This window comes from Acidovorax sp. Leaf73 (assembly GCF_916855635.1).
In the GTDB taxonomy this organism is placed as follows: Bacteria; Pseudomonadota; Gammaproteobacteria; order Burkholderiales; family Burkholderiaceae_C; genus Acidovorax; species Acidovorax facilis.
On the sequence record NZ_CAKASI010000001.1, the window covers coordinates 354556 to 368965 of the forward strand.

The 14410-nt window shown below is 64.3% G+C and carries 13 protein-coding genes; 5 read left to right on the forward strand and 8 right to left on the reverse strand.

The annotated features are described in order from the left end of the window. Positions 1-69: 69 nt before the first annotated feature. Both LPA35_RS01755 and ispF read left to right on the forward strand, forming a co-directional pair. Entirely contained in the window at positions 70-984 is a 915-nt protein-coding gene (locus LPA35_RS01755; RefSeq protein ID WP_228894664.1) for a 2-C-methyl-D-erythritol 4-phosphate cytidylyltransferase, read from the forward strand. A gap of 110 nt (positions 985-1094) precedes the next feature. Then, entirely contained in the window at positions 1095-1574 is a 480-nt protein-coding gene (ispF, locus tag LPA35_RS01760; RefSeq protein ID WP_228894666.1) for a 2-C-methyl-D-erythritol 2,4-cyclodiphosphate synthase, read from the forward strand. Positions 1575-1788: 214 nt separating this feature from the next. Here ispF and LPA35_RS01765 read toward each other — a convergent pair whose 3' ends face one another. Together LPA35_RS01765 and LPA35_RS01770 are read right to left on the reverse strand one after the other, a co-directional pair. Beyond that, the gene (locus LPA35_RS01765) at positions 1789-2781 is read right to left on the reverse strand and encodes a tripartite tricarboxylate transporter substrate binding protein (RefSeq protein ID WP_228894668.1); all 993 of its coding nucleotides are present in this window, start codon (positions 2779-2781) and stop codon (positions 1789-1791) included. 14 nt (positions 2782-2795) lie between these two features. Next, on the reverse strand, positions 2796-3836 hold the full coding sequence (locus tag LPA35_RS01770) for a porin (protein WP_228894671.1): 1041 nt from the start codon (positions 3834-3836) through the stop codon (positions 2796-2798). A gap of 198 nt (positions 3837-4034) precedes the next feature. Between LPA35_RS01770 and LPA35_RS01775 the strand changes: the two genes are divergently transcribed. Next, positions 4035-5396 carry an adenylosuccinate lyase family protein gene (locus LPA35_RS01775; protein WP_228894675.1) on the forward strand — a complete coding sequence of 454 codons (1362 nt, stop codon included), beginning with the start codon at positions 4035-4037 and terminating at the stop codon, positions 5394-5396. On the opposite strand, the gene LPA35_RS01780 is transcribed toward LPA35_RS01775, so the two are convergent. The 4 genes from LPA35_RS01780 to LPA35_RS01795 all read right to left on the reverse strand — a co-directional run bounded on the left by LPA35_RS01780 (position 5397) and on the right by LPA35_RS01795 (position 9134). Beyond that, entirely contained in the window at positions 5397-6551 is a 1155-nt protein-coding gene (locus LPA35_RS01780) for a GntR family transcriptional regulator (RefSeq protein WP_228894676.1), read from the reverse strand. Positions 6552-6637: 86 nt separating this feature from the next. Further along, positions 6638-7681 (reverse strand): LacI family DNA-binding transcriptional regulator, encoded by a 1044-nt coding sequence (locus tag LPA35_RS01785; protein WP_370641326.1) that lies wholly within the window; start codon positions 7679-7681, stop codon positions 6638-6640. A gap of 107 nt (positions 7682-7788) precedes the next feature. After that, positions 7789-8040 (reverse strand): hypothetical protein, encoded by a 252-nt coding sequence (locus tag LPA35_RS01790; protein WP_055393637.1) that lies wholly within the window; start codon positions 8038-8040, stop codon positions 7789-7791. A gap of 539 nt (positions 8041-8579) precedes the next feature. After that, the gene (locus LPA35_RS01795) at positions 8580-9134 is read right to left on the reverse strand and encodes a hypothetical protein (protein ID WP_147433763.1); all 555 of its coding nucleotides are present in this window, start codon (positions 9132-9134) and stop codon (positions 8580-8582) included. Between the two features lie 367 nt (positions 9135-9501). Here LPA35_RS01795 and LPA35_RS01800 point away from each other — a divergent pair, with 367 nt between their 5' ends. After that, entirely contained in the window at positions 9502-10476 is a 975-nt protein-coding gene (locus tag LPA35_RS01800) for a tripartite tricarboxylate transporter substrate binding protein (protein WP_121506869.1), read from the forward strand. Between the two features lie 50 nt (positions 10477-10526). After that, on the forward strand, positions 10527-11879 hold the full coding sequence (gene gudD, locus LPA35_RS01805; protein WP_121419677.1) for a glucarate dehydratase: 1353 nt from the start codon (positions 10527-10529) through the stop codon (positions 11877-11879). Between the two features lie 103 nt (positions 11880-11982). On the opposite strand, the gene LPA35_RS01810 is transcribed toward gudD, so the two are convergent. Next, positions 11983-13524 carry an ATP-binding protein gene (locus LPA35_RS01810; RefSeq protein ID WP_228894678.1) on the reverse strand — a complete coding sequence of 514 codons (1542 nt, stop codon included), beginning with the start codon at positions 13522-13524 and terminating at the stop codon, positions 11983-11985. 19 nt (positions 13525-13543) lie between these two features. Then, positions 13544-14275: a two-component system response regulator OmpR gene (ompR, locus tag LPA35_RS01815; RefSeq protein WP_010460834.1), complete on the reverse strand. Its 732-nt coding sequence runs from the start codon at positions 14273-14275 to the stop codon at positions 13544-13546. Positions 14276-14410 lie beyond the last annotated feature (135 nt).

Below are 14410 nucleotides of genomic sequence, written 5' to 3' on the forward strand. Positions count from 1 at the left end.
ATCCCCAGGGGCGCGAAACACGCACGGGCTGGATCGGAGGGCAACGGAGGATTTTAGAATGAGCGCTTCATGATTGCTCCCTTGCTCCAACCCCCGCTCGCCCCTTTGTCTGCCCATGGGCGATTCTGGGCGCTGGTGCCCTGTGCCGGAATGGGCTTGCGGGCTGTTGCGGCGGGCGCTGCTGCCCCCGCGTCCGCCTCCGGCAATGCTGCGCCATCGACCTCGACCGTGGCTGCGTTTTCGGCTGTGGAAGTTGCGGCGCCCCCGCCCACAGCCCCTTTGCCCAAGCAGTACCACCTGGTGGCGGGCCAACCGATGGTGCTGCACACGCTCGCGGCCTTTGCCGGTGTAGGGCGGCTGCTGGGCACCCTGGTCGCGGTGGCCCCCGGGGACCGGTTTTTGGACACGCATGCGCACCCCACCTTTTTTGTGGTGGAGTGTGGCGGCCCTACGCGGGCCGATACGGTGCTGGGCGGCCTCAAGGCGCTGCTGGAACGGGGCGCGCAGCCGGATGACTGGGTGCTGGTGCACGATGCCGCGCGTTGCCTGGTCACGTCCGAGCAGATCGACTCCCTCATCGACCAGTGCGCTGGCGACAGTGTCGGGGGCCTGCTGGCGCACAAGCTGGCCGACACGCTCAAGACCTCCATCGACGGCCCCGGCGGCGTGCGTGTGGCCTCCACGGTGGATCGCAGCGACAAGTGGCTGGCCCAGACGCCGCAGATGTTCCGCATCGGCCCCCTCATGGATGCCATCGACAAGGTGGGTTCCAACGTGACCGACGAGGCCAGCGCCATGGAGGCCATGGGCCTGCACCCGCGCCTGGTGCCGGGTGGGGCGCAGAACTTCAAGGTCACCTACCCGGACGATTTTGCGCTGGCGGCGGCCGTACTGGCTGCGCGTGCGCACGGCACGACGCTGGAGCGTTTTGGGGGCGACCGTGGACAGGTGACCACCGCACCGGGCAAAAAGAATCTGTTCTAGAACCGTTTCCTTCAGTGCTTTTACCCCGGCCTCACGGCGCCGTGGATGAGTGCGGCGGGGGGCGCAAGGCAATACAACGCCGCAAGGCACGCAACAACAAAGGCAAGCGGATGAATTTCAGGATTGGTGAAGGTTGGGACGTGCACGCCCTGGTGCCCGGTCGTCGGCTGGTGATTGGTGGCGTGGACATTGCCCACCCCACGGGGCTGCTGGGCCACTCGGACGCCGATGTGCTGCTGCACGCCATCACCGATGCGCTGCTGGGCGCAGCTGCCCTGGGCGACATTGGCAGCCATTTCCCCGATACCGACGCTGCCTTTCGCGGTGCCGACTCCGGCGTGCTGCTGGCCGAAGCAGCGCGGCGCGTGCGTGCGGCGGGCTACGCGATCGGCAACATCGACAGCACCGTGATCGCGCAAGCTCCGCGACTGGCGGCGCACATTCCCGGCATGCGCGCCGCCATTGCACGGGCCGTGGGCATCGCTGAGGGGCAAGTCAATGTGAAAGCCAAGACGGCCGAGCGCCTGGGGCCCGTGGGGCAGGGACTGGCGATGGAGGCTCGGGCGGCGGCGCTGATCTATGTGTCCTGAATTTTTGCGCTGACCGGCCCGGGCGGCATTGTCTGTTCGCAACCTGCGCGGCATCCCCCGTCCGGGGGGATGCCTGTCTTGCCCGCGCTGCGAGGAGTGCGGGGCCTGAACCACCAGGAGAGGGCCACACACTTCGCAATCCGGTATCCAGAGCAAAAAAGAGCGTTGGGGGCTGCGCTGCGCCCCATGGTTTTGCCATGCTTGCCGCGCGACTTCACTCCATCGTGATCTGGGATGTCGTCACGATATCGCGGTACAGCTTCGCCTGCGGTTTGATGAATGTCTTGAATTCAGGCCCGTTCAAGGGGGCGACCGTAATGCCTGCTTCCTGCAGCTTCTGCCGCAGCTCGGACTGCGCAAGCGCTTCCTGCAGTGCCTTGTCGGCGGCGTTCACAGTCGCGGCGGGCGTGCCCGCCTTCATGAAGAGGCCTTGCCACAATGGCAGAGCCATGCCGGAGAAACCCTCCTCCTCTCCAATGCGCTTGACGTCAGGCAGCTGCTGCACCCGTGCGGTGTCGGAGACCGACAGCGCCCTGATCTTGCCGTCCTTGAGAAATGGCATGGCCGTGGAGAGCACCAACATGGCGCTGTCCACCTGTCCGCCGACCAGGTCGTTGGTGATGTGTGTGCCACCTCGGTAGGGTACGTGCAGCATGGACACCTTCGCCTGCTTGTTGATCAGCGCGCCGTACAGGTGCTGCATCGTCCCGATGCCCGGCGTGGCGAAGTTGATGCTGTCCTTGCCACCCATGCGCAGCGCGGCGACAAGATCTTGCAGGTTGGCGTAGGGAGACGCCTTGCGCACGGCAAAGATCATCGGGACGGTGGTCATGCGCCCCACCGGAATGAAGTCATTCTCCCAGTCGAGCTTGACCTTGGGGTTGACCATGGGCACGACCACTGTGTCGGTGCCTCCCATGTAGATCAGACTGCCATCGGCCGGGCCGTTGAGCACCCGCTGTGCGGCCAGCATGCCGCTGGCGCCCGCCACGTTCTCGATGATGACGGTACGGCCTAGCCGCTTGCCCAGCTCGGTCGCAACAATGCGCGCGACAAGATCTGCGCTTCCGCCAGCGGAATAGCCCACGATCAGTGAGATGGGTTTGGTATTGCCGCTGTCGCTCTGCGCCTGCGCGGTGTGGGTGATAAGAGTGCCCGTGCTCACAACTGTCATCGCGGCCTGACGGAGGAGTTGTCTGCGTTGCATATGGTGACTCCTGTTCAGAATGTGTGCTTCACGCCAAAGTCGATGGCTGTGGTGCGTGTGAGGCTGTCGCGCTTGGCTGTGCCGAGGTTGGTGTAGAGCAATGTGCGTTTGCTCAGGTCGTACTGAAGACCAGCGCCGATCATCTGCGAATCGAGTTGGGTGGCGGGTTTCAGGTGCCCAACCATGAGGTAGGTACGACCAAAACTTAGCGGCACCATGGCCGACACGCTGTAGGCCGTGGCATCGCCATTGACCCCGCCTTTGGCGCGGCTGTAGCTGGCCTTGGTGTGAACCACGCCGAAGTCGTACCCGCCTGCCACCAGAGCCAGGTGGGTGCTGGAGTCAAGCCGATCGAACGCAGCGCCCACCCATACGGGCCCGTTCTTGTACTGCAGGTTGCCCGAGGTGGCGTTGCTGCGCACTCCTTCGCCAAAAGCGCCTGCAATCTCCATGCTCACGCCAGAGATCACGGGTGATTTGTAGCCTACGGCGTTTGCCCAACGGATGTTGGATGCTTCTGCGGGAGCCGCCACTGGCGTGTAGTTGGCATAGGTGTAGGCAGAGCCCAACTGGCTCACGTAGCTCCAATATGTGGGGTCTGCATTGAGAGCCACTGTGTAGGCAGCCGAGTATTCGCGCCCCGCATACACCTCGCCCCACTGCTTGCTGCCTACTGCCACCACCGAGCGGCCCAGCCAGTAGATGCTGGGATTGCTTGGCGCGCCCGTGTCAGCGGCAAAGCGGTGCTCGATCTGAAAGCGCGAGTAGAGACCGCCGCCCATGTCCTCGCGGCCCATGAACCCCAGGCGCGACGTGTTGCCGGCCTTCATGGTCCAGACCCGTGGCGCCACGCCGCGCCCGGGTAGCAGGGCGCTGGGGGTTGTGCCCCCATTGGCACGGGCCAGGCCCTGGTCGACGATGCCATAGATGGTCAGCGAGGACTGGGCCTGTGCTGTGCCGCAGGCCCCGAGGCTGGCCAAGGCGACGCACACAAGTGCGGTGTAGGGCGCTGAAGAGGTTGGGCAAGCCGTGCTTGCCAGGAAATGCCGTGTCATGGATTTGTCTCCGTGGATTGTGGTTTGGCGGTTGCATGTGAATTGTATGTATTGAATTTTATTAATGCAATACAATGCAATCAATGGGTGGTCGCAAATTCGCTGGCACTTGGCGTTTGGAATGCGGCTTGCCCTCGATGGACAACGCAATACAACACAATCTACGGATATACCCGTAGTTGTATGGATGGAGCACACATGGCGATCGGTATGTTCGAATCTTTCATCACGGGTCACTGGTTCAGTGCACCTGCCAAGGCCATCTGGAGCGATTCGGCCACTCTGCAGGCCTGGCTGGACGTGGAGGCGGCCTTGGCCCACGCCCAGGCCGGGCTGGGGGTGATACCTGCCGAAGTGGCACCGGTGATCGCTGCCCATGCTCGGGCAGAACTGTTCGACCTGCCGCATTTGGCAAAGGCCATCGCTTTCGCACAACACCCGCTGGTGCCAGTGCTCCACCGGTTCGAGGAGCTGTGCGGTGAGCCTGCGGCTGGCTTCATCCACTGGGGCGCGACCACGCAGAACATCTTCGACACGGCCAGCGCACTGCAGATGGTGCGAACCCACAGGCTGCTGGCAGGGCACCTGGATGCCGCCATAGCAGCATTGGCCGCGCTGGCGTTGGAGCACCAGGCCACGCCCATGGCAGGTCGCACGCATGGCCAGCACGCGTTACCGATGACCCTGGGCTTCAAGCTCGCGGGCTGGGTCGATGAACTGGACCGTGGCCGCCGTCGCCTTGCCGAGCGGCTTGCCTCCTCGTTTCCAGCCAGCATGGGGGGCGCCATCGGCACCTTTGCTGCCACCGGGCCGCTCGGGCCCGCAGTGCAGGCGCTGATGGCGCAGCAACTGGGCCTGCTGTCGGCCGACATGCCGCTGCGGTCGTCCTATGACCGGGCCAGCGACTATCTGGCCGCACTGGGCCTCCTGGCGGGCACGGCACAGAAGATCGCGCAGGACGTGGTCTTCCTGCAGCGCACCGAGGTCGGTGAAGTGGCGGAAGCCTTTCACATCGGGAAGGTGGGCAGTTCCACCATGGCGCAAAAGCGCAACCCTTCCATGGCACTGCTGCTGGTCAGTCTGGCGCGCATACTGCGTACGCGCACCCAGGCCGCGCTGGAGACCATGGTGCGCATGGACGAGGGTGACTCATCGGCCACCAACGTGGCCGATACGCTGCTGCCCGAGATCGCCATCATCGCCACCTCGGTGGCCGAGACGCTGGCGCGGCTGGCGCAAGGCCTGGCGGTCAACCCGCAGGCAATGTCCCGCAACCTCGCAATGACGCGGGGGTTGATCGCCTCTGAGGCTGTGATGATGCGGCTCACCCGCCTTATGGGCCGGCATGAGGCGCATCGCCTGCTCTACGCGGCGGCGCAGCGCTCGCAGTCTGAGGGCGTGCCTTTCATCGACGCGATCCGCGCACAGCCGCCGTTCAATGGCGGTGCCTTGCCGGATGACTTGCTGCAGGCGCTGGATGCACAAGCCTATGTCGGCGAATCGGCGCGGCTCGTGGTGGACACCGTGGCGCGCGTGGCACCCGGCTGCGTGGAGCCATAGCTACCGCGCAGGGGCTGCTACCGATGTGCCCGCACGGTGCGTCACTGGCGTCAGGTGCACGCCGTAGGGTGTCCCTGCGTCAGCCCAACGCGCCGTGATGGCGCGGTGCAGGGCATCGACCTGGTCAGCCACGCTGCAACCGATCACCTCGAAAAAGTCCGCATGTTCGCTGGCCAGGTCCGTGCGGCCGAGCAATACCACGCTCAGCTGCGCGGGCACCGAAATCCCGCTGTGGGCCAGCAGGCGCTGGAAGAGTGCGCCATCCTCGATGCCCCAGGCCACCAGGGCTGTAAAGGGCAAAGCGCTCGCGCTGTCAGCGCCCTTCACGCGGACCTGGATCTGTTCCACCAGTCGGGCGGTGTAGTCCTCGTGCGGCAGCATGTCCAGCGTGATTTCCTGCAGCACCACATCGGACAGCGTGGCTTGCAAATACTTAAAGCGCCGACGCCCGAGCTGGGTGGCCAGAAAGGGGTGGGAGGTGCATGCGTAGGCAATGCGCCGGTGGCCTTGCTCCATCAGCAAGGCGATGGCGGCTGCCAGCGGCTCGCCCCACTCGGTGCCCACGGCCTCGACGTCGGCACCCACCAGCGCCGCCCCGTCCACGGCCAGCACGTCGCACTTGTCGCGCAGAGCCGCCAGAAGGGCGATGGGAATGGCCTTGAAGGTGGATTGCACCACGCAGGCATCGAAGCGCGGCAGGCCCTTGAGCACCGTGAGCGCATGGTCCGGGTCGTTGTACGACAGCTCCAGCACCCGGTGCCCGTCGGCCGCCAGGCGGTGCTGCAGACTTTCGATCAGCACGCGCCCACGCGCAATGCTGATGGAGCGGCGCAGCAGCAGCACCGATTTCACAGTGGAGGTGACTGCCGCAGGGGCTTTGGGATGCGGGATTTTGCTCGGTAAGGGACTCGTTTCAGTCGTCGTCACCGGTTGCGAACCTGCGCCCAGGAAGTAGGTACCCCGACCCACCTGGGCATCAATCAGCCCCTTTTCCTTGAGGCGTTGGAAAGCCCGCTGGACCAGCATTTGCGATGCGCCAAAGCGCTTCATCAATTCGCGGATGGTGGGGAGTCGGTCGCCCGGGCGGGCTTCGTGTGCGAGTTGTTCCAGGAATTGCTCGAGATCTGGCGAGGGGCTGCTGCGCATGGTGTTCATACAATACACCACAAATTGAACGGTATTGGCCTGTAGAGACATGCCGATGCGTACGGCCTGGATCTCTGGAGGTGCCGGGCTACCCGCTATGCGCTCTCGCGCTCCATGATCGAAAAGCCGATATCCACCACCGGCTCTGCCACGGTCTTTCCCTCCGCGCGGTCGGCAATAAAGCCTGCCGCCGTCTGGCCCATGCGCGTGCCGTCGATGCGCACGGTCGTGAGGCTGGGGATCACGGTCTGGGCGAACTCGATGTCTCCGAAACCGACGACGGCCAACTGGTCGGGGACCGCCATGGCGCGCGCCCGCGCCTCGGTGAGGACCCCCAAGGCCAGCATGTCGGAGCTGCAGAACACGGCATCGATGTCTGGCTGGGCGGCCAGCAAGGCCGCCAGACCCGCACGCCCTTCGGTGTGGGAGGTGGGTGATTTCTCCAGCTGCAGGGCGGGCTCGCGCAAGCCCAGTCGGCCCGCTTCGGCATAGAAACCTTTGCGCCGCCGCGCGGCGCGCTCATCGTCGCCGCTGAGCAGCGCCAGCCGGCGCCGACCTTTGGCATGCAGGTGCTTGCACACGGCGGCGCCCAGTTGTTCGTGCGACAGCCCGACCAGCATGTCGATGGGGTTGGGGGTGAAGTCCCAGGTCTCCACCACAGGGATGCCAGAGGCCTGCAGCAGCCGCCGCCCTTCGGGCGAATGCATGATGCCAGTGAGCACAATGCCGTCGGGCCTGCGGCCCACGATGGCGCGCAGCAGTTCGTCTTCGCGCGAATGTGCATAGCCCACCTGGCCCAACATCACCTGGTAGCCGCGCAATTCCAGTGCGTCGGTGAGCGATTGGATCATCTCGCCGAACAGCTGCCCCGTGGTGGTGGGCACGAGGGCCGTGACCAGGTGGCTGCGCGCCGAGCGCAAGCCCCCCGCGATGAGGTTGGGCACATAGCCCAGGCTGGAGATGGCTGCCTGTACCCGAATACGTGTGGGCTCGGACACCTGGCTAGGCGTGTTGATGGCGCGAGAGACGGTGATCATGGACACCCCCGCCTGCTCTGCCACTTCGCGCAAGGTCACCACCGGTCGGTTGCGAATAGGTTCCGGTGTCTCTGGCAGGGTACTTGGGGGAGGGCGCGGCATCCGCCGAGTCTATCCACGAAGCGATGATTCCTCAGGACGGGCGCCTCGCTGTTGGTCAGAAACCGCCCAGCAGTCCGCCGTGTGGGGCGCCCGCCGAACCAGTCCTGCTAGATGGCGTACACGTTGATAACGATAGCCCCGGCAGCATGTCCAATCATTGACTGAAATTTGACCGAAATATCGGGCGTGCCAGCGCCGTTGCTCAACTTGTAGATTTCCTCTGTGCTGAATACCGGGATGCCAGGAACGAGCGTCACGTTGGTGAGGCGGTACTGGCCAGGTTGCAGGGTGTCGTAGTTGTTGGGGCTGTTTGCCAAAATGCCTGTCTGGCCAAAGCCGGTAGAGAGAGTGCTGGGCATGGTGCTTCCTTGAAAGTGAATAAGTAATGCGGAGACAGCAGTCAAATGCAATTGCATTGACTCTTGTGTACTGCAGGGCCTTTGAAAAAGAGGCCCTTGAGGATGACCTGCACAACTCCCTGCGGTCTGTGATAGCGCGGTCTCGGGCGGTCCACTGCATTGCTTTTCTTGCCAATAGCGCGGCTATTGGCTGCAAAAAGACGCCTTGTGCCCCATCCCCATCCGCGCTACCACCGTCTCTCGAGGGTTATGCAGGTCATCCTCAACAGCACCACTTCAGAATATCGAGCGGGTTGGGCGCAGGCGATTACAGTTCATTACGCCAGCTGCAAATCCACGCGCGCGAGCGCAACCATCAGGACAGCGGCAAGCTGCGATGCTGTGCACACCCACCCGGGTGCGATGGCCTGCGAGCCTCTTTTTTGCACAGTGGGTGCATATGGCTTTGGCTGAGGGCCACAGGATCAAAGAAGCGCGGTCCGCTGATACCGCTGCTACCGTTTCCGCCTTTTCGCTGAAAAGCGAAGTAGGGCGTGTAGTTACCCAGCCTCAGGTAGATATGCCTTGAAAAGCTGCTCGTGCAAGGCTGCCGGGGAGGGCGTGACCTGCGGATTGCCGAGGTCATAGGGGTAGGCGGGCAGGGCGGTCAGACCCAGGCGCAGAAACCATTGGCGGGTCTCGTCGAACGTTCCGCCGTAGCAACACTGGGTCAGGATGGCACCCGCGATGTTCGCGGTTCCGCACACCGAGAACTGCGCTTCGTTGCTCAGTTGCACCACCACACTGTCGGCAATGGGTGTTGACGACGGCCCGCGCCAGTAGCCAAAGTAATTGCCTTCATCATCGGCTACCACAAAAGCAATGTGGCGGCAGACCTCGGCGATGGCCCGAAGGTTCGCAGCAATCTCGGGGTCGGCCCGCTCGGCTTCGCTCAGGTCGCTGGTGTCCAACCAGGGGGCCCAGTCGGCCGCTGTGCCCATACAGACGCCGGTGCGGCGTTGCAGCTCTTCCTGGTGATGGAGAAGGACTGCAAGGTCCTGTGGCAGAGGCTCGCCCTGCAATCGGAGAAGAGAGAACTGTGTTTGGATGCTCATGGGCTGGTTAGGCGGGTGGATGCCTAGCGTAACGCAGACTGCAGGCCAAACGCTCCGGGGCTTACAAGCGCTTTTCCCATCAATGGGTTGGTGGTCCTATAACTAAGGGTTTTCCATGGTTTTTGATGCGACTGTTAACGTTAACATTTGCCCATCCAGACATTCAGAATGCGCCTGTTAATAGGTGTTTGAGGCTTGAATCCGGGTTGATTGATTGAATGAATAGCTGCTTGTATGACCTCTTGCTTTTGGTGAGCGGATGTTCACGTTGGTGCCAGCTCCTCGTCAACCTGGGCACACCCCGGTTCACTTTCCCCAACCAAGGCCCCGCAGAAGGCCCTTCCACAACTGTTCAGGAGACCTCCCCATGTTCAAGAAACTGCTGCTGATTGCCAGTACCTGCACCATCGCTCTGGCTGCATCGGCCCAGACCGCCGCCACCCCCTGGCCCGAAAAACCAGTCACCGTCGTCGTGCCTTTTCCGGCAGGGGGCTCCACCGACATGGTGGCCCGCGCCATGGCGCAGCACATGGGCGACAAGCTGGGCCAGAACTTCGTGGTGGACAACCGCCCCGGTGCCACGGGCACGCTGGGGGCTGGTGCGGTGAAGCGCGCCGCACCCGACGGCTACACGCTGCTGGTGTCGTCGCTCGGTGCGTTTGTGGTGGCGCCGCACTTGCTCAAAAGCGTGCCTTACGACGCCCTCAAGGACTTTGACTACATCACCGTGCCCGTGCAGGCACCCAACGTGCTGGTGGCTGCCCCCAATCAGAAGGCGCGCACCGTGCAAGAGGTGATTGCCCAGCTCAAGGCCAATCCTGGCAAGGTGAGCTTTGCAAGCTCGGGCAACGGCTCGTCGGACCACCTCTCGGCCGAGGTTTTTTGGCAGCAGAGCGGCACCGAAGGCCTGCACATCCCTTACAAGGGCGGAGCACCGGCCATCAACGACCTGCTGGGCGGGCAGGTGGAGTTCTCGTTCCAGAACGTGAACGCCGTGCTGCAGCACATCCGGGCGGGCAAGCTGCACGCGATTGCCGTCACCGGCGACAAGCGCAGCCCCGTGCTGCCCGACGTGCCCACCTTGGCCGAGGCTGGCGTGGCCGGTGCCGAGGTCTACTCGTGGCAAGGCATGGCCGCGCCCAAGGGCCTGCCCGCCGCCGTGAAGAAGAAGCTTTCGGACGCAGCCATCGCCGCCATGAACGACCCCGCCGTGAAGAAGCGCATGCTCGACCAGGGCCTGGAGATCGTGGCCAGCACGCCCGAAGCCTTCACCGCCTACCAGGCGCGCGAATTCGCGCGCTGGAAGACCGTCATCGAAACCCGAAAAATCACTGCCGATTAAGCCTTGTCACGGGGCGCTTTTTCCCGCCCCATCTTCGTTTCCAGACCACCATGACCACCTCCTCCATCCCTTCCGTCGCCAGCACCCCCGTTGTCACCGAGCTGCGCGTGGTGCCCGTGGCGGGCCACGACAGCATGCTCATGAACCTGAGCGGCGCACACGGCCCCTTCTTCACGCGCAACCTGATCATCCTGCGCGACAGCGCGGGCAACACCGGGGTGGGTGAGGTGCCCGGCGGCGAGAAGATTCGCCAGACCATCGAGGATGCGCGATCACTGATCATGGGCCGCCCCATCGGGCACCACAACGCCGTGCTCAACGCCATGCGCGCGCAGTTTGCCGACCGCGATGCAGGCGGACGCGGCCTGCAAACCTTTGATCTGCGCATCACCATCCACGCCGTCACGGCCGTGGAGTCCGCCTTCCTGGACCTGCTGGGCCAGCACCTGGATGTGCCCGTGGCCGCGCTGCTGGGCGACGGCGTGCAGCGCGAGGCGGTGCAGATGCTGGGATACCTGTTCTACGTGGGCGACCGCGAAAAGACCGACCTGGCCTACCGCACCGAGCCCGGTGCCGACAACGACTGGTTCCGCCTGCGCAACGAGAAGGCCATGTCGGCCGACGGCATCGTGCGCCTGGCCGAGGCGGCGTACGAGCGCTATGGCTTTGCCGACTTCAAGCTCAAGGGCGGCGTGCTGCGCGGCGAGGAAGAGGTCGAGGCCATCCGCGCGCTGCATGAGCGCTTTCCCGAAGCGCGCGTCACGCTGGACCCCAATGGCGGCTGGTTGCTGAAAGATGCGATTCGCCTCACGCGTGATCTGCACGGCGTGATGGCCTATGCCGAAGACCCCTGCGGCGCCGAAGGCGTGTTTTCGGGCCGCGAGGTGATGGCGGAATTTCGCCGCGCCACGGGCTTGCCCACCGCCACCAACATGGTCGCCACCGACTGGCGCGAAATGGCGCACAGCCTGGCCCTGCAGTCGGTGGACATCCCGCTGGCCGACCCGCACTTCTGGACCATGGCCGGGTCGGTCCGCGTGGCGCAGATGTGCCAGGCCTTCGGCCTGACCTGGGGTTCGCACTCGAACAACCATTTCGACGTCTCGCTGGCCATGTTCACCCACGTGGGCGCCGCCGCCCCTGGCCGCGTGACGGCGATTGACACGCACTGGATCTGGCAGGACGGTGAGCGGCTGACGAAGGAACCGTTCCAGATCAAGGACGGCTTCATCCAGCTGCCAAAGAAGCCCGGCCTGGGCGTGGAGTTGGACATGGACGAGGTCGAGCGTGCCCACCGCCTGTACTTGCAGCATGGCCTGGGCGCACGCGACGACGCAGTTGCCATGCAGTTCCTGATCCCAGGCTGGAAGTTCAACAACAAGGCGCCCTGCATGGTGCGCTGAGGGCTCTTGCGGTCTGGTCGCCGCCACCTTCGGATGCCGAGAGGATGCGCCAAAAACAAAGCCCTCCAGGTGAGGGCTTTGTACATGGGGCAGTGCGGGGCGATCACGCCATCCGGTCTTCGGCGCGACGCCGCGGCAGCTGGCGTTTGACGGACGGGCGCTGCAGCCGCTGCTTGGGGTCTGCACCCTCGGGCAGATCAGTGGCCCGCTGCAACTGCAGGTGGGCTACCAGGCCGCCGGTGCTGGAGTTGGCCAGTGCAAAGATGCCGCCCATGCGCTGCACGGTTTTGTCCACGATGGAGAGCCCCAGCCCCGCGCCTGCCGCTGCGGTGCGCGCAGAGTCACCGCGAAAGAAGGGCTTGGTCAGATTCGACAACTGCTCGGGTGGCACGCCGGGGCCATGGTCGCGCAGTTTGACCAGCACCCAGTTCTCACGGCCTTTGGCGGCAATGTCCACGTTGGTGATACCGGTGTCCTCGGCCTTGCCGTAGCGCCGCGCGTTTTCGAGCAGGTTGGAGATCACGCGGGCCAGTTCCACTTCGTCGGCCAGCACGTTGAGGTCTTCGGGCACGGACATCGTGATCTGCAGTTCGCGATGGTCTTGCACGGCATAGACGCAGGACGACACCACGGCATGCAGGTTGACCGGTGTCAGCGTGACATGGTCCGGCCGAGCGTAGTCGAGGAACTTGTCGATCGTGGCGTCGAGCTGCACGATGTCTGCCACCATGTGCTCGCGGGCCACTTCATCGGTCACGCTCATCTCGGTTTCCAGCCGCAGGCGCGCCAGAGGCGTGCGCAGGTCGTGCGAAATGCCCGCCAGCATCACGGCGCGGTCCTGCTCCAGCTTGGCCAATTTTTGCGCCATGCGGTTGAAGCCGATGTTCACTTCGCGGATTTCGCTGGTCACCACTTCTTCGTCGAGGTGGCTGGCTGCGAAGTCGCCGTCCTTGACGCGGTTGGCCGCGTAGGAGAGTTGCTTGAGAGGCCGGTTGATCAGCCGCGCAATGGCCGCCGCACCGGCCAAGGACAACGCCCCTGCCGTGATCAGCCAGATCAGCCAGGTGCGGCCGCCCGCCGGGCTGAAGCGCGAGCGGTCCATCAGCAGCCAGTTGGGATCGCCATTGATGTTGAAGCCGACCCACAGGCCGGTTTCCCCATTCACGTTTTGCGCCACGATGGTGTCGGGCCCCAGGCGCTGGGTGAGTTCGTCGGTCAGGCGGTTGCCCAGGGCGGTGCCCTCCAGAAGCTCGAACTTGTCGCGCGGCTCGCGCGGCAGGATGCGCACGCCTTCCTGGTCGGCCATGGTCTTGATGAGCGACACACGAGCAATGGCGTCGGAATGCACCAGCGCCGCGCGGCTCAGGTTCACCAGCGATGCGATCTGCTGCGCGGTGTGCAGGGTGCGCGGCTCGAACTCCAGCGCCCGCAAGGTCTGCAGCCACGCCAGAATGCTCCCCACCAACAGCAGCGCCAGCAGGAAGAAAGTGCGCCAGAAGAGATTGAGGCCCACACGCGCCCGCTGCTCCCGGGCCTGTCGCAAGGACTCCAGGGGGGCGGGGCTGGTGGCGTCGGGGGAAGCGGTCACGGACTGCCGGACCGATGATGAAGATCTCGACCTCGAATTGCCGTCGGAATTGTGCATACAGGCAAGGAAAGAGGGGTCAGCTGGTTCCGTCCGGCACGAACACGTAGCCTACCCCCCACACGGTCTGGATGTAGCGCGGGGCGGCGGCATCCACCTCCACCAGCTTGCGCAGGCGCGACACCTGCACATCGAGGCTGCGGTCAAACGGCTCAAACTCGCGGCCACGGGCCAGCAGGGCCAGCTTTTCGCGCGAAAGGGGCTGGCGTGGGTGGCGCACCAGCGCCTTGAGCATGGCAAATTCGCCGGTGGTTAGGGGCAGTTCTTCGCCATTGCGCTGCAGTGCTCGGGTGCCCAGGTCGAAGGTAAAGGGACCAAAGGTCACGACCTCGTTGTCGCCCGAGGGGGCGCCAGGCGCTTCCTGTGCGGGGCGGCGGCGCAGCACAGCGTGGATGCGGGCCAACAGTTCGCGGGGGTTGAAGGGCTTGCCCAGGTAGTCGTCGGCGCCCACTTCCAGGCCCACGATGCGGTCCACGTCCTCGCCTTTGGCGGTGAGCATGATGATGGGGGTGCGGTCATTGGCGGCACGCAGGCGGCGGCAGATGGAAAGCCCGTCTTCGCCCGGCATCATCAGGTCAAGCACGATGATGTCCACGGTTTCGCGCAGCAGAAGGCGGTTAAGCGCCTTGCCGTCTTCGGCGACCATGACTTCAAAGCCTTCCTGCGTGAGGTAGCGGCGCAGCAGATCACGGATTCGTGCATCGTCGTCCACCACCAGAACTTTGTCGGTGCGATTGGTTGTTGTGGCCATCTTGATCCCAAGTCCAATTTGTAACAGAGCCGATTCTGACCACTTGGAACGCCGAAGTTCGGGTTTTGGGGCTGGGTTTGACCAACTGTTACAAGTTTTGCCCAGCTTCGCACGCGCGGTGGAGGGGCTTCATCG